Annotated in this window: 19 protein-coding genes; 7 read left to right on the forward strand and 12 right to left on the reverse strand. The window is 61.6% G+C overall.

The features are described 5' to 3' along the window. Window positions 1–131 precede the first annotated feature (131 nt). Window positions 132–1,340, reverse strand: a complete 1,209-nt coding sequence (locus E4Z66_RS05830; RefSeq protein ID WP_136462144.1) for an acetyl-CoA C-acetyltransferase — start codon at window positions 1,338–1,340, stop codon at window positions 132–134. 248 nt (window positions 1,341–1,588) lie between these two features. On the opposite strand from E4Z66_RS05830, the gene E4Z66_RS05835 reads away from it, so the two are divergent. Genes E4Z66_RS05835 through E4Z66_RS05860 form a run of 6 tightly spaced genes read left to right on the forward strand, consistent with a single transcriptional unit; the run spans window position 1,589 to window position 8,136 of the window. Continuing rightward, on the forward strand, window positions 1,589–2,464 hold the full coding sequence (locus tag E4Z66_RS05835) for a branched-chain amino acid ABC transporter permease (protein WP_136461995.1): 876 nt from the start codon (window positions 1,589–1,591) through the stop codon (window positions 2,462–2,464). Window positions 2,465–2,468: 4 nt separating this feature from the next. Then, on the forward strand, window positions 2,469–3,566 hold the full coding sequence (locus E4Z66_RS05840) for a branched-chain amino acid ABC transporter permease (protein ID WP_136461996.1): 1,098 nt from the start codon (window positions 2,469–2,471) through the stop codon (window positions 3,564–3,566). Next, a complete protein-coding gene (locus tag E4Z66_RS05845) occupies window positions 3,563–4,339 on the forward strand; it encodes an ABC transporter ATP-binding protein (RefSeq protein WP_136461997.1) in 777 nt (258 codons plus the stop codon). Before E4Z66_RS05840 ends, E4Z66_RS05845 begins: the two co-directional genes overlap by 4 nt. After that, entirely contained in the window at window positions 4,336–5,103 is a 768-nt protein-coding gene (locus tag E4Z66_RS05850) for an ABC transporter ATP-binding protein (RefSeq protein ID WP_136461998.1), read from the forward strand. Before E4Z66_RS05845 ends, E4Z66_RS05850 begins: the two co-directional genes overlap by 4 nt. Further along, window positions 5,094–6,932 (forward strand): AMP-dependent synthetase/ligase, encoded by a 1,839-nt coding sequence (locus tag E4Z66_RS05855; RefSeq protein WP_246035888.1) that lies wholly within the window; start codon window positions 5,094–5,096, stop codon window positions 6,930–6,932. The genes E4Z66_RS05850 and E4Z66_RS05855 overlap by 10 nt, the downstream gene beginning before the upstream one ends. A 37-nt stretch (window positions 6,933–6,969) precedes the next feature. Continuing rightward, window positions 6,970–8,136: an ABC transporter substrate-binding protein gene (locus E4Z66_RS05860; protein WP_136461999.1), complete on the forward strand. Its 1,167-nt coding sequence runs from the start codon at window positions 6,970–6,972 to the stop codon at window positions 8,134–8,136. Window positions 8,137–8,211: 75 nt separating this feature from the next. Here the strand turns inward: E4Z66_RS05860 and E4Z66_RS05865 are convergent, their stop codons facing one another. From E4Z66_RS05865 to E4Z66_RS05900, 8 genes are all read right to left on the reverse strand, one after another. Beyond that, window positions 8,212–9,726 carry a catalase gene (locus E4Z66_RS05865; RefSeq protein WP_136462000.1) on the reverse strand — a complete coding sequence of 505 codons (1,515 nt, stop codon included), beginning with the start codon at window positions 9,724–9,726 and terminating at the stop codon, window positions 8,212–8,214. 90 nt (window positions 9,727–9,816) lie between these two features. Further along, window positions 9,817–10,962, reverse strand: a complete 1,146-nt coding sequence (locus E4Z66_RS05870; protein WP_136462001.1) for an iron-containing alcohol dehydrogenase — start codon at window positions 10,960–10,962, stop codon at window positions 9,817–9,819. After that, window positions 10,959–12,338 carry an aldehyde dehydrogenase family protein gene (locus E4Z66_RS05875; RefSeq protein ID WP_136462002.1) on the reverse strand — a complete coding sequence of 460 codons (1,380 nt, stop codon included), beginning with the start codon at window positions 12,336–12,338 and terminating at the stop codon, window positions 10,959–10,961. The genes E4Z66_RS05870 and E4Z66_RS05875 overlap by 4 nt, the downstream gene beginning before the upstream one ends. 71 nt (window positions 12,339–12,409) lie before the next feature. Next, window positions 12,410–13,774, reverse strand: coding sequence for a glutamine synthetase family protein (locus E4Z66_RS05880; RefSeq protein ID WP_136462003.1), 1,365 nt, complete (start codon window positions 13,772–13,774; stop codon window positions 12,410–12,412). 108 nt (window positions 13,775–13,882) lie between these two features. Then, on the reverse strand, window positions 13,883–14,917 hold the full coding sequence (locus E4Z66_RS05885) for a TRAP transporter substrate-binding protein (protein WP_136462004.1): 1,035 nt from the start codon (window positions 14,915–14,917) through the stop codon (window positions 13,883–13,885). A 49-nt stretch (window positions 14,918–14,966) separates the two neighbouring features. After that, complete coding sequence (locus tag E4Z66_RS05890) at window positions 14,967–16,286, reverse strand: TRAP transporter large permease (RefSeq protein ID WP_136462005.1); 1,320 nt, start codon at window positions 16,284–16,286, stop codon at window positions 14,967–14,969. Next, a complete protein-coding gene (locus E4Z66_RS05895) occupies window positions 16,283–16,867 on the reverse strand; it encodes a TRAP transporter small permease subunit (protein WP_136462006.1) in 585 nt (194 codons plus the stop codon). Before E4Z66_RS05895 ends, E4Z66_RS05890 begins: the two co-directional genes overlap by 4 nt. Further along, a complete protein-coding gene (locus E4Z66_RS05900) occupies window positions 16,864–17,604 on the reverse strand; it encodes an N-formylglutamate amidohydrolase (RefSeq protein WP_136462007.1) in 741 nt (246 codons plus the stop codon). The genes E4Z66_RS05895 and E4Z66_RS05900 overlap by 4 nt, the downstream gene beginning before the upstream one ends. 90 nt (window positions 17,605–17,694) lie before the next feature. On the opposite strand from E4Z66_RS05900, the gene E4Z66_RS05905 reads away from it, so the two are divergent. Next, window positions 17,695–18,549 (forward strand): MurR/RpiR family transcriptional regulator, encoded by an 855-nt coding sequence (locus E4Z66_RS05905; protein WP_136462008.1) that lies wholly within the window; start codon window positions 17,695–17,697, stop codon window positions 18,547–18,549. On the opposite strand, the gene E4Z66_RS05910 is transcribed toward E4Z66_RS05905, so the two are convergent. The 3 genes from E4Z66_RS05910 to E4Z66_RS05920 are packed head-to-tail and all read right to left on the reverse strand — an operon-like array spanning window position 18,546 to window position 21,273. Then, entirely contained in the window at window positions 18,546–19,670 is a 1,125-nt protein-coding gene (locus E4Z66_RS05910) for a cobalamin-independent methionine synthase II family protein (RefSeq protein WP_136462009.1), read from the reverse strand. The genes E4Z66_RS05905 and E4Z66_RS05910 overlap by 4 nt on opposite strands. Continuing rightward, window positions 19,667–20,296 (reverse strand): class I SAM-dependent methyltransferase, encoded by a 630-nt coding sequence (locus tag E4Z66_RS05915; RefSeq protein ID WP_136462010.1) that lies wholly within the window; start codon window positions 20,294–20,296, stop codon window positions 19,667–19,669. Before E4Z66_RS05915 ends, E4Z66_RS05910 begins: the two co-directional genes overlap by 4 nt. A gap of 8 nt (window positions 20,297–20,304) precedes the next feature. Further along, entirely contained in the window at window positions 20,305–21,273 is a 969-nt protein-coding gene (locus E4Z66_RS05920; protein WP_136462011.1) for a cupin domain-containing protein, read from the reverse strand. Between the last annotated feature and the right edge of the window lie 11 nt (window positions 21,274–21,284).

Below are 21,284 nucleotides of genomic sequence, written 5' to 3' on the forward strand. Positions count from 1 at the left end.
CTGGCCCTGCCTATGGCGCGCCGCATTCATCGCATGAATACTGGCCGGCAGATAATTGATTTCATTCGCCCTTTGTGCAGGAAACATCCGGCCAAGCAAGGCGATGGGACGGGGCGGCCCCGCCCCGCCGATTACAGGCGTTCGATGATGCTGGCGATGCCCATGCCGCCGCCCACGCACATGCAAATCAATGCGCGCTTTTGGTTGCGGCGCTCCAGCTCGTCCAGCATGGTCGAGACAAGGCAGCCCCCGGTTGCACCCAGCGGATGACCCATCGCGATGGCGCCGCCGACCACGTTCAGCTTTTCGTCCGGCACATCAAGGTCGCGCTGCAACCGCAGGGCAACGCTGGCAAAAGCCTCGTTGATCTCGACCAGATCGATATCGTCGATCGTCAGCCCCGCCTTGGCCAGCGCCTTTTGCGAGGCTGGCCCCGGACCGGTCAGCATGATGGTGGGATCGGTCGCTGTCAGCGCGATGGACAGCACACGCCCACGCGGATCAATCCCCTGATCTTTCCCGGCCTGCTCGTTCCCCATCAGGATCAGCGAGGCGCCATCCACAATCCCAGAGGAATTGCCCGGCGTGTGGACATGGTTGATCTGCGCGACATTCGGGTATTTCGCCAGCGCCACCGCATCGAACCCCATCTGCCCGGGCATGGCAAAGGACGGCTTCAGCGCGCCAAGGCGCTGCATATCCGTGTCCGGCTTGATGAAATCGTCCCGTTCGAGGATCGCAATCCCGTTTTCGTCCCGCACAGGCACCACCGACCGGTCAAACCAGCCCGCATCCCGCGCATGTGCCGCCTTCTGCTGGCTTTGCAGCGCAAAAGCATCCACGTCATCGCGGCTCCAGCCTTCAATGGTGGCAATCAGGTCGGCCCCGATGCCCTGCGGCACAAAGCCCGTATCCAGCGAGGTTTCGGGATCTTCGGCAAACGGGCCGCCATCGGCCCCCATCGGCACGCGCGACATGCTTTCGAACCCGCCCGCGCAGACCATGTCCTCCCAGCCGGAGGCGATCTTGGCAGCCGCCGTGTTGAATGTATCAAGCCCAGAGGCGCAGAACCGGTTGAGCTGTGCGCCCGGTACGGTTTCGTCCCAACCGGCCTTTTGCAGCGCAATCTTCGGAAGCACCGCGCCCTGCTCCATCACGGGTGCGACGCAGCCCAGCATCACGTCGTCGACTCGCCCCGTATCCAGATCATGCCGCTGCTGCATCTCTTCCAGCAGGGTGGTGACCAGATGGATCGGCTTGACCTCATGCAAGGTCCCGTCGGCCTTCCCCTTGGAGCGCGGCGTCCGGATCGCGTCGTATATATAGGCAGTTTCGGCCATGATCTCCTCCCAAAGCGTCAGCACGGCCTTACTCTGTCCAGCGGCCTCGTTGTCGTCAATCACACTGCACCGCAGCATCTCAGGACGTTGCGTCAAGTTGAAATTACGGGATTTTTGGTTGACTGAATTTGCCCGCTCCGCTCTCATTCAGTCGAGGGGAACCCTAGGCACAAGAACAAGAACAAGAGCCGACTCACGGGTTCCAAAGGGAGAAATAAGCGGGGCGCATGCGCCCCCAGGGGAGGTTCATGGAGCTTTTGCAATTGCTCTTTGGCGGTATCGCCAATGGCTGTATTTACGGACTGGTCGCGCTTGGCTTCGTGCTAATCTACAAGGCCAGCGAAGGGGTTAACTTCGCGCAGGGCGACATGATGATGCTGGGCGCGTTCATCGCGCTTGGTCTTGGCAACAGCGATCAATTGGGGCTGCCTTTCGGGCTGGCCGTGATCCTTGCCATGGTACTGATGGGCGGCGTTGGCTGGGGGATCGAGCGCGTCGTCGTGCGGCAGATCTTTGGTCAGCCGCAATTCGCGCTGGTGATCCTGACGATCGCGCTTGGCTTCGTGCTGCGCTTTGTCGCCGGGTCGATCTGGGGCTACACGCCGCTGGTGCTGGAAACGCCCTTCACGGGCAAGAACCTGCAACTGGGCGGAATTGTCCTTGGCGTCGCGGACCTTGTTACGATCCTTGTCACTGCCGTGCTGACAATCGGGCTTTGGGCCTTCTTCGCCTTTACCCGCGTGGGTCTGGCGGCACAGGCCGCGTCGCAGAACCAGATGGCGGCCTATATCGTCGGCGTGCCGGTGATGCGCGTCAACGGCCTGATCTGGGGCCTGTCTGGCGCGGTCGCGACTGTGGCTGGTGTCATGTATGCCTCCAAGGGGGCGATCGACCCCAATATCGGGCTTCTGGGCATCAAGGCCTTCGCCGCAGCCGTGATCGGCGGCATGGGCTCGCTGCCCGGTGCGCTTCTGGGCGGCCTGCTGATCGGCGTCGTGGAACCCATCGCCGGGCGCTACGCCCCCGGAGAATTCGCCGCAATGGCCCCCTACATCATCATGCTGGTGGTGCTGGTGACCAAACCCAGCGGTCTGTTCTCGCAAATGCAAGCCAAGAAGGTCTGAGCCGATGCGGATTGCTTTCAAGACCTCTTACGATACCGATATCGACTTCCACGAACACTGGAATAACCGTTTCTGGATAATTGCGCTGGTCGTCGTCATGGCACTGCTGCCCTTCATTGTCAGCGAATACTACCTCGCCGAAGTCGCCAACACGCTGATCTTCTCGCTTGCGGGCATGGGATTGATGCTGCTGGTGGGGCATACGGGGCAAGTTTCCCTGGGACATGCGGCGTTTCTGGCCATCGGGGCCTATACCGATGCGGCGCTGATGAATGCGGGCTGGCCCTTTCTGATCGCCTTCCCCGTCGCGGGGCTGGCTGCGGGGCTGTTCGGTGCGCTGATCGCCATTCCGGCGGTGCGCTTGTCGGGTATCTATCTGGCCATCGCGACGCTTGCCGTGTTCGTCATCGTGGAAGAGATTATCATCCTCGCAGAGCCGATCACCGGCGGCGTCGGTGGCCTTTTTGCGCCGACCATCGAAATCTTCGGCCTGTCCTTCGACCGCTATGCGAACCTGAGCAACTTCTACTGGCTCTGCCTTGTCATCGTGGTTCTCGTCACGCTGGGCTATTCCAACCTGATGCGGTCGTCCACGGGGCGGTCCTTCCTTGCGGTACGTGACAGCGAAGTGTCTGCACGTGCGCTTGGCATCGACGTCACCCGCACCCGCGCACTGGCCTTCGGGCTGTCCTGTGCGGTCACCGGGCTGGCGGGCGCGCTGATGGGTCACTTCATCGGGTTCTTCAACTATGAACTCTTCTCGATCTTCATCTCGATCAACCTGCTGCTGGTGGTGACGATTGGCGGTCTTGGCTTCATTCAGGGCGCGTTTCTTGGCGCGATCCTGATCACCGCCATGCCGCAGATCATCGCCATCCTGCGGGACGGGCTGAACGCGACGGCGGGCATCGACCTGGGGTCCATCCCCGGTCTGGACACGATCATCTTCTCGCTGATCCTGATCACGTTCATCATCTACGAACCCGCCGGGCTCTACGGGCGCTGGCTGAAGATGCGCGTCTGGTGGGAAATCTTCCCGCTGGCACGTCGTGACATGTTCCGCCGTCAGAAATCCTACCTCAAGACGGAGCGCCAGAAATGAGCCTTTTGAAAGCAGAAGACATCGCGGTGCATTTCGGTGGGGTCAAGGCCGTGGACGGCGTGTCCTTCGAAGTGGATGAAGGCGAGGTGTTTGCCATTATCGGCCCGAACGGCGCTGGCAAATCCACGATCTTCAACCTGATCTCGCGCATCTACACGATGACGCGCGGCAAGATCACCTTTGACGGCACCGACATCACCCGCCTGCCCTCGCACAAGGTCGCGCCCCTTGGGATTGCGCGCACGTTCCAGAATATCGAACTCTTCGATCATTCCACCGTGCTGCAAAACCTGCTGATGGGTCGGCATACGCATCGCAGCACCAATTTCGTCGAGGACATCCTGTTCCTGCCGAAGGTGCGCCGCGAGGAACGCGAGCATCGCAAGCGCGTCGAAGAGGTGATCGAGTTTCTCGAACTCGAAGCCTATCGTGGTAAGATGATCGCGGGCCTGCCCTATGGCGTGCGCAAGGTCGTGGAAATCGGCCGGGCGCTGGCGATGGGGCCAAAGCTGATCCTGCTGGATGAACCCGCCTCGGGCCTGTCGGTGGAGGAAAGCCAGGAAGTGGCCTTCTGGATCGAAGACATGCGCCGCGACATGGGCCTGACCGTCCTGATGGTGGAACATGACATGAAGCTGGTCAGTGCCGTGGCGGACCGCGTTCTGGCCGTGAATAACGGGCGCCCGCTGGCGCTTGGCACCCCTGCCGAGGTGCAATCCGACCCGCATGTGCAGGCAGCATATCTGGGCACCCCCGAGGAGGACGCAGCATGAGCGATACCGTTCTTTCCGTCCGCAACGTCGAGACGTTCTACGGCGCGATCATGGCGCTGCGCGGCGTGTCCATCGACGTGAACCGGGGCGAGATCGTCACCATCCTTGGGGCCAATGGCGCGGGCAAGACAACGCTGATGAAAACCATCTGCGGCCTGATGGACCCGGAAAAGGGCACGATTTCCTTTCTGGGCAAGGAAATCTCCCGGCAGGAGCCCGACAAGATCGTGCGGCAGGGTATTTCCTTGATCCCCGAAGGGCGCGAGGTCTTTCCCTATCTCACCATCGAAGAAAACCTGAAACTGGGCGCCTATACCCGCAAGGACGATGCGTCGGACGATCTGGAAATGGTCTATAGCTACTTCCCGATCCTCAAAGAGCGGCGCAAGCAGGCGTCGGGCTTTTTGTCCGGCGGGCAGCAGCAGATGCTGGCCATCGGGCGCGGTCTGATGGCCAAGCCGGAGCTGATGCTTCTGGACGAGCCGTCGCTGGGGCTGTCGCCGCTGCTGACGCAGGAAATCTTCGGGATCATCCGGCGCCTGAACGCCGAACAGAAAGTGACAATGCTGATCGTGGAACAAAATGCCCACATCGCGCTTGCGACGGCCCATAAGGGCTATGTGCTTGAAATGGGCCGCATCGTGATGGCTGGCGATGCCGATGACCTCGCAAATTCCGCCGACATTCAAGAGTTCTACCTTGGCAAGACCGAAGAGAACGAGCGCGGCCAGAAACGCTGGAAGAGGCGCAAGACATGGAGATGACCCCTATCAAGATGGACCCCGTTGTCATCGACGGCTGTGACACGGTCGTGAAGCTCTGGGCGCATCGCTGCCGCAAATATGGCAGCCGTGTTGCGCACCGGGAAAAGGAACTGGGCATCTGGCAGGAATATTCCTGGTCGGATTACTATGAGGGCGGCAAGCGTATCGGCCTTGGCCTGCTGAAACTGGGTGTGCAACCGAAAGAGCCTGTGCTGATCCTCGCAGAGGACCGCCGCGAATGGCTTTATTGCGATATGGGGGCCGCCGGGATCGGCGCGGTGCCCACCGGGGTCTACACCACCGACAGCCCCGAGCAGCTGGCATATCTGGCCACCGATTCCGGTGCGAGCGTTCTGTTCGTCGAAAATGACGAGCAACTCGACAAGTGGCTGTCGGCGCGCAAGGACATGCCCGGCATCAAGCATGTGATCGTCATGGATAAAGACGGGCTGGCGACGTTCTCTGACCCTGCCGTGATGTTCTTCGACGACTTCCTTGCCCTTGGCGCGGCCGAGGAAAAGACCCACCCCACCCGCTTCGAAGACGCGCTGAACGCGGTGAAGGCGGATGATCCGCGTATGATCATCTATACCTCGGGAACGACCGGCCCGCCGAAAGGCGCGGTCATTCTGCATGTGAACATGATGTTCCAGATGCAGGCGGGCGAGAACATGTTCGACTTCCACGAGGATGATGAACAGCTATGCTTCCTGCCGCTTTGCCACGTGCTGGAACGGCTGGTTTCTGTGGATGGTCCGATCTTTGCCGGATCGAAGGTGAACTTCGCCGAAAGCCCGGAAACCGTGTTCGAGAACCTGCAAGAGGTCAGCCCGCATACCTTCACCGGGGTGCCGCGTATCTGGGAAAAGATGCACAGCCGCCTGATGATCCTTCGGTCCGAGGCCGGCTGGTTCGGCGGCAAGGCATTCGATTGGGCCATCGCCACCGGCTTCAAGGTTGCCAGCCTCAAGGAAGAGGGCAAGACCCCCGGCGCAGGGCTGAGGCTTGCGCATCTGGCCGCCGACGCGCTGGTTCTGGCCAATCTGCGCCGCATGTTGGGCCTGTCTCGCGCGCGGCGTCTGGGATCGGGCGCGGCCCCGATTTCGCCCGATCTGATCCGCTGGTTCTGCGGTCTGGGCGTGCCCCTGATGGAAGGCTTCGGCATGACCGAAACCTCGGGCGTGGCCACGGTGAACACCCGCGAAGAAAACCTCATCGGCACGGTCGGCAAGACCCTGCCCGGCGTCGATGTGCGGATTTCGGACGAGGGTGAAATTCAGGTCCATGGCGGCTGCGTCTTTGGCGGCTATTGGAATAACCCTGAAAAGACCCGCGAAACCTTTACCGAGGATGGCTGGCTCAAGACCGGCGATGTGGGGCGTATCGGCAATGACGGTGCGCTGACCATCACGGGCCGGATCAAGGACATCATCATCACGGCGGGCGGCAAGAACATCACCCCGGCCGAGATCGAAAGCCGTCTGAAGTTCTCGCCCTATGTCTCGGACGCGGTGGTGATTGGCGACAAGCGCAAATACCTCACATGCCTCGTGATGATCGATCAGGAGAATGTCGAGAAATTCGCGCAGGATCGGCAGATCCCGTTCTCGGACTTCGCTTCGTTGACCCGCGCGCCCGAAGTGCGCGAGTTGATCGGCGATGTGGTCGCCGACACCAACAAGGCCTTCGCGCAAGTGGAACAGATCAAGGATTTCCGCCTGATCGACATTCTGCTGACCGCCGAGGACGAGGAACTGACACCAACGATGAAACTCAAGCGCAACTTCGTCAACGAACGCCACAAGGCGCTTATTGACGACATGTACTGACACCAGCAACGGTTCGGATAATCAGGGAGGATAATTCATGAAACTGTTCAAGGCACTGGCCGCAAGTGTGGCCATGGCGATCGCGGGGGCGGCACATGCCGACACGCCCGGCGTCTCCGACGACGAAATCAAGATTGGCGGCGCGCATGACCTTAGCGGCATCTTCGCGCCCTTCTCGGTGCCCGCGGTGCAAGCGGCCCAGATGTATTTCGACGAGGTCAACGCCAATGGCGGCGTCCATGGCCGCAAGATCAGCTATATCGTAGAGGACCACGGCTATCAGGTGCCCAAGGCCGTTCAGGCGGGCAACAAACTGATCAACCGCGACGGCGTCTTTGCGATGCTGCTGAACCTTGGTACGCCGCACAACATCGCGCTGTTCCAACTGATGGGCCCCAAGGGCGTGCCAAACGTCAACCCGCTGACAGCCGCGCGCCAGATGGTCGATCCCCCTGCCCCGTGGAAATTCGCGGGCACGGCGTCCTACTATGACGCGGTGAAGGAAACGGCCAAGCACATGGTCGAAAATGAAGGCACGAAGAAGTTCTGCAACATGATCCTGCCGACCGATTTCGGCAAGGAGATCGAGGGCGCGGTGATCGACGCTTCCGCCGATCTGGGTATGGAAGTCGGCCCGACGATTTCCCACAAACCGGATGAGACAGACTTCACCGGCGCGCTCGGCAAGGTCAAAAGCGCAGGCTGCGACACGGTCGGCATGGCGCTTGGCATCGGCCAGATCATCAACGCCGTCGCCACCGCGCGCAAACTGGGCATGGATACCAAATTCGTGCTGTCCTCTGCCGGGTTCCACACTGTCGTCGCCAAAGGTCTGGCCGCGCAGGGTGTGACTGACGGCGTCTTTGCGGGCGCGGGCTGGCAGGACATCGAAGTGCGTATCGCAGACACGCCGGAACTGGCCGAATGGGTCCAGAAATGGAACGCGGCCACAGGTGACGCATTGCCGGGCACCGGCGCATTGCTGGGCCATTCCGGCGCAGAGCTTTTGGTGGCTGCACTTGAAGCCGCCGGTCCCGACCTGACCCGTGAAAACTTCATCGCGGCAATGGAAGGCCTGAACTACGCGGATCCGATCATGGGCAACACGGTTTCGATGTCCGCCGATGACCACGTCGCGGCGAAGGAAATTTTCGTGTCCAAGATCGAAAACGGCAGCTGGCAGCTGATCGCCACGATCGAGTGACCGGGCACAAATACAGTACAACAAAGGGCGGCTCTTGGGCCGCCCTTTCGCGTTTTCCGTATATGTGTGCGCCTGCTACTCGGCGGCCTTGATCGGCGTATCATCCGTGACGGGCAGCGACGGATCACCGTGATTGCCGGCTTCCAGCGCCTTGCGCACGCCCGCCTCGTAATCGGGGTGAACCTTCTTCAGCACTGCCAGCCACCGCTCTTTCACAGACTCCGACACCGGGGCCATCCCGCCAGCCATGTTCTTGTGCAGGCGGTCGCGTTCCTCGTCATTCATCACGTCCCGGTAAAGGGCGCGCGGCTGAACATAGTCGATCTCCGCCTCTTCCTGTTCATGCCGGGCGATGATCGCATCCGCATCGATCCGCAGCGGCGGCTCGGCGGCGGTCTCGTCCGCAACCGGCCCGTCATATTGGTTCGGCTCGTAATACGCGTCGGGATTGCCAAAGTCGTTGGTGAAGAACCGCATCGCACCATCCTTGTGATAGTGCTGCACATTGGCGTTCTTGGGCGCGTTGGCGGGCAGCGCTTCGTAATGGGTGCCAAGGCGATAGCGATGCGCATCGGCATAGGAGAAGATCCGCGCCTGCAACATCTTGTCGGGCGAGAAGCCAATTCCCGGCACCACGTTGTTCACGTTGTAGGCCGCGTTCTCGACCATCTGGAAATAGTTCTGCGGGATCGTATCCATGACCAACTCGCCCACCTCGATCAGCGGGAAATCCTCATGCGGCCAGACTTTCGTCAGATCGAACGGGTTGAAATCGGTCTTGTCCGCGTCCTCTTCCTTCATCACCTGAATATACATGGTCCATTTCGGGAAATTGCCCTGTGTCACCATGTTCCACAGCTCTTCCTGATAGCTTTCGCGGGTCTGGCCGATGATCTCGGCGGCCTTGTCATCAGAAAGCCAGTCATGCCCCTGCTGCGTTTTGAAGTGGAACTTGACCCAATGGCGCACGCCATCCTTGTTCCACATCGAAAACGTGTGAGAGCCATAGCCGTTCATATGCGCGGGCGAGCGCGGGATGCCGCGATCGGACATCAGGATGGTGACTTGGTGGACGCTTTCCGGCACCCCGGCCCAGAAATCGAACATCGCCTCGGGCGAGCGCATGTTCGTCATCGGGTGGCGCTTTTGGGTGCGGATGAAATCGGGGAATTTATAGGCGTCGCGCATGAAGAACACGGGCGTGTTGTTGCCCACCATATCCCAATTGCCGTCCTCGGTATAGAATTTCAGGCTGAAGCCGCGCACATCGCGTTCCGCGTCGGCTGCGCCGCGTTCGCCCGCCACGGTGGACCAGCGCGACAGCACTTCGGTCTGTTTGCCGACCTCCTGGAACAGTTTGGCGCAGGTATATTCGGTGATGTCCTTGGTGACGGTGAACGTCCCCTGAAGGCCCCACCCCTTCGCATGGACAACGCGTTCGGGGATACGCTCGCGGTTCTGGTGGGCCAGCTTTTCCAGCAATTGATGATCTTCGACCAGAAGCTGACCGCGCGCCCCTGCCGTCTTGGACGTCTTGTTCGTGGGGTACGGGGCGCCGGATGTCGACGTCAGCGTGGGCTTCTTGGTCATGGGATAAAATCCTCCGTGGAATGGCTTCACATCTGGATGCGAAACGCCCCACGAAGGATTTGGTTCCCGGATCGCGCCGAAGCGCGTCGGTCAGGTCACGGCGTCGATCAGGTCCGCGGTGTTCTCGCGCGTCATCTCCACCGGGTTGCCGCCACAGCTTGGATCTTTGAGCGCGCCTTCAAGGATCGCGGCGCGGTCCGGATCTGTGACGCCCATCTCGGCCAGGCTTTTCGGGATGCCCAGCGTCGCGTTCAGATCGCCGACAAACGCGCGGAAGCCGTCAAAGCCGCCCTCGATCCCAAGATAGGCTCCGGCCATGGCCAGACGGTCCGCGATGGCGTCGCGGTTGAAGTCCAAGACCGCCTGCATCACCACCGCATTGGTCGTGCCGTGATGGGTGTTGTAAAGCGCCCCGATCGGATGGCTGATCGCATGGATTGCGCCCAAACCCTTCTGGAACGCCGTCGCGCCCATCATCGCCGCCGACATCATATGCGCGCGGGCCTCAAGATCGTCCGCGACCTCATAGGCGCGCGGCAGGTTTTCTTTCACCAGCCGCATCCCTTCCAGCGCGATGCCTTGGCTCATCGGGTGATAATGCGGCGAACAGAACGCTTCGAAGCAATGCGCAAATGCGTCCATCCCCGTGCCCGCCGTAATCGCCTTGGGCATGCCGACCGTCAGTTCAGGGTCCGCAATCACGACAGAGGGCAGCACCTTCGGGTGGAAGATGATCTTCTTTTCATGGGTGGCCGAGTTGGTCAGGACAGACGCGCGCCCGACCTCTGACCCGGTGCCCGCCGTGGTCGGCACCGCGATATTGGGCGCGATGGCATCCGCATCGGCGCGGGTCCACCAATCGCCGATATCCTCGAAATCCCAGACCGGGCGGGTTTGCCCCGCCATGAAGGCGACCATCTTCGCCAAATCCAGACCAGAGCCGCCGCCAAAAGCGATCACCCCGTCATGGCCACCCATGCGGAACGCCTCGACCCCTGCGCCCAGATTGGCCTCTGTCGGGTTCGGATCGACCTCGGAATAGATCGCGCGGCCCAGACCGGCTGCCTCAAGGTGATCCAGCGTGGTTTGCGTGATCGGCAGCCCGGCCAACCCGCGATCCGTCACCAGAAGCGGCTTGGAGATACCCGCCGCCGCGCATGCCTCTGCGATTTCCTTGATCCGCCCCGCGCCGAACCGGATCGCGGTGGGATAGGACCAATTGCCCGTCAAGTTCATGTGGATTTCCTCAAATGATAGGATTTCGGACGTGTGAGGGCCTGATAGCCCAGCATGGAAAGCGATGCGCCCCGGCCGGTATCCTTGCAGCCGGTCCAGCACAGCGCCGGGTCAAGATAATCGCAGCGGTTCATGAAAATCGTGCCGGTTTCGATCTGCGCCCCGATCCGTGCGGCGCGTGCGGCATCCTGGGTCCACAACGCGGCAGTCAGGCCAAAGTCGCTGTCATTCATCAGCGCAATGGCGTCCTCGTCGCCAGAGACCGGCATGATCCCGACCACCGGGCCAAAGCTTTCCTCGCGCATGACGCGCATGTCGTGGGTGACATCCGTCAGTATCTGCGGCGCAAGATACGCGCCGCCATCATCGGCAAAGGCGCTTTCGTCGATCAGTTTGCGCGCGCCCTTGTCCACCGCGTCGGCGATATGTTCGCGCACAAGGGCCGCGAACCGGCGATGGGCCATCGGACCAATCGTGGTCGCCGGATCAAGAGGATTGCCCAACGTATAGCCCCGGACGATCTCGGTCGCCTTTTCGACGAAGGCGTCAAAACGGCTTTCGTGGACGTAAATCCGTTCGATCCCGCAGCAGCACTGGCCGGAGTTGAACATCGCCCCGTCGATCAGCGTCTCTGCCGCCGCATCGATATCGGCGTCTTCCATGACATAGCCGGGATCTTTGCCGCCCAGTTCCAGCCCGATCCCCGTAAACGTGCCTGCTGCCGCCCGTTCGATGGCCTGCCCGCCGCCGACCGACCCGGTGAAGTTAACAAAGCCAAAGCGCCGTTCCGCAATCAGCGCAGAGGTCGCGTCATGGGTCAGATAGACATTCTGGAACACGTCTTCGGGAACGCCAGCGGCATGGAAAGCGCGCGCCAGCCGTTCGCCCGCCAAAAGGGTCTGCGTCGCGCCTTTCAGCACGACGGCATTGCCCGCGATCAGCGCCGGCGCCACCGAATTGATGGCCGTCATATACGGGTAGTTCCAGGGCGAGACGACCAGAACGACGCCATGCGGCTCGCGCAGGATGCGCCGTTCAAAGCTGTCGCTGTCTTCGATCACCAACGGGGCCAGCGCCTTGGGCGCGATGTCCGCCATGTAAGAGGCCCGCTCGTTCACGCCGCCGAATTCCCCGCCATAGCGCACGGGACGCCCCATCATCTGCGTCAGTTCGGTCACGACCTCGTCGCCCATCTCGCCCAGCTTGGCGACACCGGCACGCACCAAGGCGATCCGCTCGTCCAGCGGGCGTGCGGACCATGCCTTTTGCGCAGCCTTGGCCCGGTCGCACGCGGCCTGCGCCGCCGGAAGGCTCAGCGCCTCACGTTCGGCAAAAACGCTCCCATCTATGGGAGAAATACATTGTAGAAGGCCCATTCTTTCTTCCTGCGTCACTTTCGTTTCGTTCCTCGCCGCGCGCGCCCCGCGCCCGATTTTTCCTGCCCGGTTTATGCCCGTTCGAAACCGCGGGCGATTTCCCAGTCGGTCACCGCGCGGTCGAATTCCTCTTGCTCCCATTCGGCGCAGCGGACGTAGTGATCGACCACGTCATCGCCCAGTTCATCACGCATAATCCGCGAAGTCCGCAGCGTTTCGGTGGCCCCGCGCAGGGTCGACGGGATGCTTGGCGCGTCATTGGCGTCATAGGCGTCGCCGGAATGGGCACCGGGCAGTTCCAGCCCCGCCTCGACACCGGCCAGCCCCGCCGCCAGCAAGGCCGAAATCGCCAGATAGGGGTTCATGTCCGAGCCACCGATGCGCGTTTCGATCCGTACCGCCTTGGTCCCCTCGCCCACAAGGCGGAAGGCCGCCGTGCGGTTATCGACGGACCAGACGGCCTTGGTCGGGGCGAAAGTGCCCTTGGCAAAGCGTTTGTAACTGTTGACGTAAGGCGCAAGAAACACCGTGAAATCGGGGACATGGGCGATCAGCCCGGCCACGAATTGCTGCATCAGCGTGGACATGCCATGCGCGCCGTCCGGGTCGAAGAACGCGTTCTCGCCATCCTTCCACAACGACAGGTGCACGTGGCTGGAGGAGCCCACCCGCGCCGTGTCCCATTTGGGCAGGAACGTCACCGCATGCCCTTGCTGCCACGCGATTTCCTTGACCGCGTGTTTCGCCAAGGTGTGATGATCGGCGCAGGCCAGCGCTTCGGCATAGCGGATGTTGAGCTCTTCCTGCCCCGCTTCGGCCTCGCCCTTGGTGCCTTCGACCGGCACGCCCATCGCGTAAAGGTGGTTGCGCACCGGGCGCAGGACCGCTTCTTCCTTGGTGGTCTGGAAGATGTTGTAATCTTCGTTATAGGCGCTGATCGGCTGCATGTCGCGGTAGCCGCCCTTGCGCAGTTCCTCAAAGCTTTTGGCAAAGAGAAAGAATTCCAGTTCGGTGGCGGTGATCGGCGTGAGGCCGATTGCGGCGCAGCGGCTCATCTGCCGTTTCAGCATGGCGCGCGGACTGACCGAGATTTCCTCGTGCGTGTGATGATCGAGAATGTCGCACAGCACCATGGCGGTGCCTTCCAGCCATGGCACGGGGCGCAGCGTCGCCAGATCCGGCTTCATCACATAGTCGCCATAGCCCTGTTCCCACGAGGTCGTCGCATAGCCATCGGGCGTCGCCATTTCCAGATCGGTGGCCAGCAGGTAATCGCAGCAATGGGTTTCTTCCCACGCGCTATCGACGAAGTGCTGCGCCACAAAGCGTTTGCCCATCAGCCGCCCCTGCATGTCCACGATGCAGGCCAGAACGGTATCGATGCGACCCTCGGCCGTTGCGGATTTAAGATCCTCGAAAGTCATGGGCGTGGGCATTGCGCGGTATTCCTCTGTTATCAGTCGGAGACCGGCCCCTTGCGGGACCGGTCAAGTCTTGTCTGGTCGGGGGCGTGCGGTGCCGCCCACCCCCTTCTGCCGCGCAGATCAGCCGTAGCGATAGGGACGGCCCGCCTTCTGCATGTCGGCGTTGTACTTCTTGATGATCTCCACCACCTTCGCCTTGGTCGGGCTTTCGGCAGCGATTTCATCCCAGAACTTGATCGCGGCCTCTTCGACCTGCGCCCATTCCGCGTCGGGGATGGTGGTGAGTTCCATCTTGGTGCCATCCACACGCAGCGAGGCTTCACCGCCCCAATACCACCATTGGCGATAGTAATGCGACTGGTCACAGCACACGCGGAACAGCGTCTGAAGGTCTTCGGGCAATTCGTTCCAGCGGTCCATATTGGCGAAGAACGAGCCGGCCCATGCGCCCGAGATGTTGTTCGTCAGGAAGTAGTTGGTCACATCCGCCCAGCCGACAGTGTAGTCTTCGGTGATACCGGACCACGCGATCCCGTCGAGTTCCCCGGTCTGCACCGCGACTTCGATGTCCTCCCATGGCAGCGTCACCGGCACCACGCCAAACTGGCTGAGGAAACGGCCCGCGGTCGGGAAGGTGAAGACGCGCTTGCCCTTGAGGTCCGCAAGGCTGCGGATCGGGTCCTTGGTCGCGAAGTGGCACGGATCCCATGCCCCGGCAGAAATATGTTTGACCCCAACGGCGGAATATTCCTCGTCCCAGATCTCGTTCAGGCCGTATTGGTTGAACAGGACCGGCACATCGAGCGAATAGCGCGACGCAAAGGGGAAATACCCACCGAACACGGTAACATCCGTGGGCGAGGCCATGGAATCGTCATCCGATTGCACCGCATCGATCGTGCCGCGCTGCATGGCGCGGAACAGTTCGCCCGTGGGCACAAGCTGGTCGGCATAGAACAGTTCAATCTGCATCCGGTCGCCCGCGATCTTGTTGAACATCTCAATCGCCGGGTCGATCACATGCGCCGCAAGTGCCGGACCGGCATAGGTCTGCATCCGCCATTTGATCGTGCTTTGCGCAATGGCCGGGGCCGCCAGCGGCGTCGCGGCTGCACCAAGCGCGGTGGTTTTCAGGAAATTACGTCTTGTCGTCATTTTCTCTCTCTCCTTGTCAATCAAGCCCCGTTGACCGGGGTCTTTTCCGTCATTTTCCGTAAACGTAATCGGGCAACCACAGGGCGATCTGTGGGAAGGCCATCAGGATAACCAGAGCCACGACCATCACACCCACGAAGGGGATGATCGAAACATAAATGTCGCGCAGGCCGATCTCCGGCGGGGCCATGGCGCGCATCAGGAACAGGTTATAGCCGAAGGGCGGCGTCATATAGGCGATCTGCGTGGTGATCGTATAAAGCACGCCATACCAGATCAGGTCGAACCCCAGCGCGCCCACCAGCGGCACGTATAGCGGGGCGACAATCACCAGCATGGCGGTGTCATCCAGAAACGTGCCCATGATGATGAAGCTCAGCTGCATCAGGATCAGGATCATCCACGGGCTCAGGCCCAGCTGTTCGGTAAAGAGGCTGTCAATCGCCCGCACCGCGCCCAGCCCGTCGAAAATCGCGCCAAAGCCCAGCGCCGCAAGGATGATCCACATGAACATGCAGGAAATCCCCAAGGTCTGCCGGGTCGAGGTTTCAAAGACCTTCCACGACATGCGCCCCTTCGCCACGGCGGCGAAAAAGGCGGTAAGCGCCCCGATGGCCGAGCTTTCGACAAGCGAGGTCCACCCGTTCACGAAAGGCACCATCATGGCAGCGAAAATCAGCAACGGCAGCACGCCCGCCCCAAGAAGGCGGATTTTCTCGGCGCGCGGCACGTCACCCGCATCGGGCAAGGCGGGGCCAAGCTCTGGCTGGATACGGCAGCGCAGCCAGATATAGACCACGAACATTGCCGCCATCATCAGCCCTGGCACGATCCCGGCCAGCCACAATTGCCCCACCGGTTGGCGCGCGATCATCGCGTAAAGCACCAGCACCACCGAGGGCGGCACCAGAATCCCAAGGCTCGATCCCGCCTGGATGACGCCCGTCACCATGCGCTTGTCATACCCGCGCCGCAGCAATTCAGGCAGCGCAATGGTCGCGCCGATGGCCATACCCGCAACGCTGAGCCCGTTCATGGCAGAGATCAGCACCATCAGCCCGATTGTCCCGATCGCCAAGCCGCCATTCATCTGCCCGAACCAGACATGGAACATGGCATAAAGATCGTCCGCCAGACCGCTTTCGCTGAGGACATAGCCCATGAAAATGAACATCGGCAGCGTCAGCAGCGGATACCACTTCATCAGCTTCATCGCCGCCGCAAAGGGAATGTCCTGCCCGCCGGTCCCATAGAGCGCCAGCGCGGCAATACAGGCCACGGCGCCAATCGCGCCAAAGACGCGCTGCCCCGTCAGCAACAGCAGCAGCATCGTGGCGAACATGAACAGTGCGATATTTTCCTGGCTCATATTGCGGCCTCCGGGATGTCATGGCCCGCGAGCCTTGCAATATCTTTGAAAAACTCGGCCACAGCCTGAAGCAGCATCAGGAAAATTCCCAGGATCATCAGCGCCTTGACCGGCCAGATAAAGGGCCGCCACGCGGTCGAAGACCGCTCCAGCCGGCCGATCTCTTCGCTGCCGGTCAGCAGCCCCCCGAAGAAGGAAAACGGCTCTGTGCCCCAATAGCCCAGCGAATAGGCCGTGGACCCCAGACCGCCATAGAACAGCACGCCGAGATAGAAGATCAGGAAGAACACGGTGAAGGCGTCGATGGCCGCTTTGCGCCGCACGCTCCAACCGCTATAGAACAGGTCCATCCGAACGTTGGACCCCATCTGGATCGCATAAGGCCCGCCGATCATGTAATAGGCGACCATTGCGAACTGCGCCATTTCCAGCGTCCAGAGAGAGGGCAGAAAGAACGTCTTCGAGATCGATGACCACAGCAAGATCGCCATCATGACGAACAGGCCATACATCATGATCCGCCCGACCCGCCGGTTTACCGCATCGACCACACGAACATAGGACAGCATCACCCCGATCATGCGGTCACCTCTTCCACGCGCGCGAACCACTTGCCCAGCATCTCGGCCATCGCCGCTTCGGACGCCGGGCCGGTCAGCAGGTCGTTGCGGATTTCAATCATGACGCTGGGGATGCCGTTCTCTGCCCCGTGCAGATCAAGCGTATGCGCGACACCATCGGCAGCGCTGTAGGGTTCGTTCAGGCGGATGTCATGCCCCAGCGGCGCTGTGTCCATCATGGCGCGGGCGATCCGATCGTCGCGACCATGCAGAAGGCCGATTTCGACCTGACGGGCCACGCCGCGAAAGACCGGCGTGAAGCTGTGGATGGTGATAAGGCAGTGCGGGCGCTGATCCGCGATCTGCGCGGCAAGGCGGGTGCGGAATGGCGTGTAGACACGGTCGACCCTGTCTTGCCGTGCGGCCTCGGTCAGCTCGCGATTGCCCGGAATATCAAAGGTTTCGCTTTTCTCTGGCACCGCGTCGCGCGCCTGCGGTGGGCGATTGCAGTCATAGACCAAGCGCGAGATCCCGCCATGCACCAGCGGTGCGCCCAGCTGCCCCGCCAGCGCCTTGGCCACGCCCAGCGCGCCCGGATCCCAGGCGATATGGCTATCGCGCAATTCCGCTGGCAGCCCCAGATCGCCCAATGCAGACGGAATGTCATTGGCTGCATGTTCGCACACGACCAGCACGCCCGCCCCGTCCTTGCCCGGCACCACATGGACCGGTTCGATTTCCCACCCGAGTTTCGTCATGCCCCGACCCTAGAGGCAGCCACCCGCCCCCTGTCAAGACGATTTATGAAAATCCTTGAACAGATTTGATCCTTCTGTAAAGAATTGCACATGACCATTGCAGAGCAGATTCAGGCCCGGCGGGACGAGATGACTCGCGCTGAAACGCAACTGGCCGATGTGATCCTCGACAATTACCCCGTCAGCGGGCTGGGTTCGATCACGGAACTGGCGGAAAAGGCGAAGGTCTCCACTCCGACAGTGGCGCGCATGGTGCAAAAGCTTGGGTTCAGCGGCTATGCGCCGTTTCAGGCCGCACTGCGCACCGAGCTTGGGGAGATGATCTCTGGCCCCGTGGCCAAGCATGACACGATCGGCACGCGGCTGCCGCAGGAACATGTGCTGACCCGCTATGCGCTGGCGGCGATGGACAATCTGCGCGGCACCATCGACCAGATCGAGGCCGAGGATTTCGACGCCGTCTGCGCCCTGATCGCGGACCCGGCGCGGCGGATACATATCGCGGGCGGGCGGATCACCGGCACCTTGGCGCGGCACCTGTATCTGCACCTGCAAATGATCCGTCCCGGCGTGACGCTGGTGCCGCTGGATGCGTCTTGGTCACATCATATGCTGGACCTTGCCGAAGGTGATTTGCTGATTGCCTTCGATGTTCGGCGCTATGAAAACAACACGCTGCTGATGGCGCAGATGGCCCATGAACAGGGCGCGCAGATCGCACTTTTCACCGATCCCTGGCGCTCCCCCATTCATCGGATCGCGCAACATTGTTTTGCCGGGCGCATCGCCGTTCCGTCGGCGTGGGATTCGTCGATGTCCCTGATGCTGCTGGTGGAATGTATGGTCGCGGCAGTACAGGAACATCTGTGGGACGAGGTGAAGGCGCGCAATGACCGTCTGGAAGCCGCCTTCGACCGGACCAAGCTGTTCCGCAAGTTCACCTAGCCGCGCACCAGCGCCGCGCCCTCGGCCAGCGCCGCCAGCTTGGCATAGGCAATCGCCGGGTCCACCGCCCCGAATCCCGCGAAGGTGCCAAACCCGCAATCGCTGCCCGCGATAACGCGGTCCTGCCCCACGATGTCGGTAAACCGTTCGATCCTCTGCGCGACAAGCTGAGGGTGTTCGATGAAATTGGTGGTCGTATCGACAACGCCGGGCACCAGCACGCGGTCCTGTGGGATTTCGGCCTTGCGATCACGGAACACGGTCCACTCATGGGCATGGCGCGGGTTCGAGGTTTCAAACAGCAGATACTGCGCATCGACCGACATCAGCGTGGCGAATACCTTGTCCATGGCGATATCGCAGCAATGCGGCCCTTCGTAATTGCCCCAGCAGATATGCACGCGCACTTTCTCGCGCGGGATATCGGACAGCGCGTGGTTCAACGCCTCTACATGGGCGTTGGCGATGTTGACAAACTCCGTATCGGACAGGTCCGCAAACAGCATATGCCGCGACAGCGCAAGATCGGGGCAGTCAAGCTGCAGGTCCAGCCCGGCGGCGACGATCGTCTCATATTCCGCCTTCATCGCATCCGCCAAAGCCGCCAGATAGGCCGCGCGGGTCGGGTAGTAATCGTTTTGCAAAAACAAGGAGATCACCCCCGGCGAGGCGGCATTCATGAAGCCACGTGTCACCCCGCACGCATCCATCGCCGCCTTGAGATTGGCGATATCCTTGCCCAGCTCGTCCTGCCCCTTGGAGCGGACCTCCCCCACGCATTTGGGGCGCGCATATTTCGGCGTGCCACCATCATTGGCCAGCCGTTCGAGAAAGCTGGGAAACATCTTCAGATCGGCAGGCGCGTTGCGTGGGCTGTCGCCGTCAAAGCCGGTGTAGCGATCCTTGACATAGGTGGCATAGGAAATCTTGGATGTCTCGCCATCGCTGACAATATCAATCCCGGCATCGCATTGCTTGCGCACGGTCTCCAGCACAGCTGCGGCCATGCAGGCATCGAAGGCGCCCTGGTCAAAGGGTTCGCCCCGCTCGCGGGCAAAGATGTAATCCACGACCTCCTGCGATCGGGGCAGACTGCCCACATGTGTTGTCTTGATCGTCATTGCGTTGTCTCCTCCAGTTTGCGGGCCAGCAGAACCGAATGGCCGGTACAGTCCGGATCGCGCGCCATGAACCCGGTCACACGCAGGCCATTGGCTTCGAGTATGCTGGCATATTCGGCCAGCGAGAGGCTGGCGTGATAGACCTCGAACTCGCCCACCCGGCCCGTGGTTTCCCCATCGCTGTCGCCCACTGTGACCAGCAGATGCCCGCCCGGCGCAAGGTGACGGGCAAGGCGCGGCAGGCAGGCGCGCTGTTCATCGCGGGTCAGATGGAAAAAGCTGTTCCACGCGACGATCCCATCATAGCGGCTGGCCAGATCCAGCGTGCGCATATCGCCCGGCAGCCATTCGGCCTGCGGCCATCGCGCCCGGGCGATCTCCAGCATGGCCGGGGCGAAATCCATGCCGGTCAGCGCGAACCCTTCAGCGATCAGCCAGGCCGAGATCGGCTCCCCCGAGCCGCAGCCCAGGTCAAGCACCTGCCCGCCGCGCGGCAGACCATCGCTGAACCGAACCAGCCAGCGCGCTTCGAACAGACGCCGGCTGCGATCCTGATCGAAACGCTCCGCCTCGGCCTCATAGATGGCCTGAGTTTTCGCGGCGAGGTCTGGAAAGTGATCTGCCACCTGCGGTTTCAGCCTTGCGACCACGTGGCCCCGGCGGGGTCATCGGTCGATGTCACGCGATAAAGGCTGGCCTCGCCTGTCATGGACGGGGTCAGCACATGCGTTTCTCCCGGTTTCAGCAGGCAGGTATCGCCGGGGTTGAGAACGGTTTCCAGCGCGTCGGTCTTCAGGTGCCAGTGGCCCCGCATCGGCATCAGCACCACGGGCTTGTCCGGCGTGATCGGCCCCGCGTCGAGCGAGTTGCGCGACAAAAACGACACCTCGAACCCCGGACGGTCCTTCAGCAGCGCGTCCGGCCCGATCACCTTGGCGGGCATGTCGCGCGACAGGGCCATCAAATCCTGATAGCGCGCCACATAGCCGCGCACCACGTCCTGCACGGGCAATTCGGGGAACGCGCTCAGCTCCGCATCGCTTAGCACCGGCATCGGGGCCACGCCATCGGGCAGCGCCTGTCCCGCCTTGGTGTCGTACAGCACACCGTTTTCGCCCAGCACCAGCCCATGAGCTTGCGCCTCTTCGATCACCTGCGGTGCCCATGTGACACCGCCCCCGGCATCGTCGCCGCCCAGAACCGCCATGATCATACCGTAATCGGTGCCGACATTCTCGAACCCGCGAAAAATGCCGGTGGGAATGTTGATGATATCGCCCTCTTCCAGCACGACCTCGCCCGCGCTGCCCCACCGCCCCCAGAAGAAGCGCCAGCGTCCCTTGAGGACGAAGAACACCTCTGCCGTGGTATGACTATGCAGCGAGTTGCGGCACTTTGGCGGCTGCCCTGCCGCGCCGATATTGAAACCGGGCGTGTCACGGATATGCACATGCTGGTCGGGGCTCTCAGAGACGCCGCCACCGATGATGGTGAAGTTCTCCTTCTGGTCGGATCCGGGTGTATGCGCGTCGATGAAGGCCGTCTTGCAGGGCCTCAGATCACCATAGCGCACGATGCGCGATTGCAGGTCAGAAGAGCTCATGTTCAGTTCCT

This window comes from Aliishimia ponticola (genome assembly GCF_004803475.1).
Lineage (GTDB): Bacteria > Pseudomonadota > Alphaproteobacteria > Rhodobacterales > Rhodobacteraceae > Aliishimia > Aliishimia ponticola.

What these genes read in the sequence shown, in the direction of transcription:
- E4Z66_RS05830 (WP_136462144.1), bottom strand. Translation starts at nt 1,340, where the DNA reads ATGGCCGAAACTGCCTATATATACGACGCGATCCGGACGCCGCGCTCC.
- E4Z66_RS05835 (WP_136461995.1), top strand. Translation starts at nt 1,589, where the DNA reads ATGGAGCTTTTGCAATTGCTCTTTGGCGGTATCGCCAATGGCTGTATT.
- E4Z66_RS05840 (WP_136461996.1), top strand. Translation starts at nt 2,469, where the DNA reads ATGCGGATTGCTTTCAAGACCTCTTACGATACCGATATCGACTTCCAC.
- E4Z66_RS05845 (WP_136461997.1), top strand. Translation starts at nt 3,563, where the DNA reads ATGAGCCTTTTGAAAGCAGAAGACATCGCGGTGCATTTCGGTGGGGTC.
- E4Z66_RS05850 (WP_136461998.1), top strand. Translation starts at nt 4,336, where the DNA reads ATGAGCGATACCGTTCTTTCCGTCCGCAACGTCGAGACGTTCTACGGC.
- E4Z66_RS05855 (WP_246035888.1), top strand. Translation starts at nt 5,094, where the DNA reads ATGGAGATGACCCCTATCAAGATGGACCCCGTTGTCATCGACGGCTGT.
- E4Z66_RS05860 (WP_136461999.1), top strand. Translation starts at nt 6,970, where the DNA reads ATGAAACTGTTCAAGGCACTGGCCGCAAGTGTGGCCATGGCGATCGCG.
- E4Z66_RS05865 (WP_136462000.1), bottom strand. Translation starts at nt 9,726, where the DNA reads ATGACCAAGAAGCCCACGCTGACGTCGACATCCGGCGCCCCGTACCCC.
- E4Z66_RS05870 (WP_136462001.1), bottom strand. Translation starts at nt 10,962, where the DNA reads ATGAACTTGACGGGCAATTGGTCCTATCCCACCGCGATCCGGTTCGGC.
- E4Z66_RS05875 (WP_136462002.1), bottom strand. Translation starts at nt 12,338, where the DNA reads ATGGGCCTTCTACAATGTATTTCTCCCATAGATGGGAGCGTTTTTGCC.
- E4Z66_RS05880 (WP_136462003.1), bottom strand. Translation starts at nt 13,774, where the DNA reads ATGCCCACGCCCATGACTTTCGAGGATCTTAAATCCGCAACGGCCGAG.
- E4Z66_RS05885 (WP_136462004.1), bottom strand. Translation starts at nt 14,917, where the DNA reads ATGACGACAAGACGTAATTTCCTGAAAACCACCGCGCTTGGTGCAGCC.
- E4Z66_RS05890 (WP_136462005.1), bottom strand. Translation starts at nt 16,286, where the DNA reads ATGAGCCAGGAAAATATCGCACTGTTCATGTTCGCCACGATGCTGCTG.
- E4Z66_RS05895 (WP_136462006.1), bottom strand. Translation starts at nt 16,867, where the DNA reads ATGATCGGGGTGATGCTGTCCTATGTTCGTGTGGTCGATGCGGTAAAC.
- E4Z66_RS05900 (WP_136462007.1), bottom strand. Translation starts at nt 17,604, where the DNA reads ATGACGAAACTCGGGTGGGAAATCGAACCGGTCCATGTGGTGCCGGGC.
- E4Z66_RS05905 (WP_136462008.1), top strand. Translation starts at nt 17,695, where the DNA reads ATGACCATTGCAGAGCAGATTCAGGCCCGGCGGGACGAGATGACTCGC.
- E4Z66_RS05910 (WP_136462009.1), bottom strand. Translation starts at nt 19,670, where the DNA reads ATGACGATCAAGACAACACATGTGGGCAGTCTGCCCCGATCGCAGGAG.
- E4Z66_RS05920 (WP_136462011.1), bottom strand. Translation starts at nt 21,273, where the DNA reads ATGAGCTCTTCTGACCTGCAATCGCGCATCGTGCGCTATGGTGATCTG.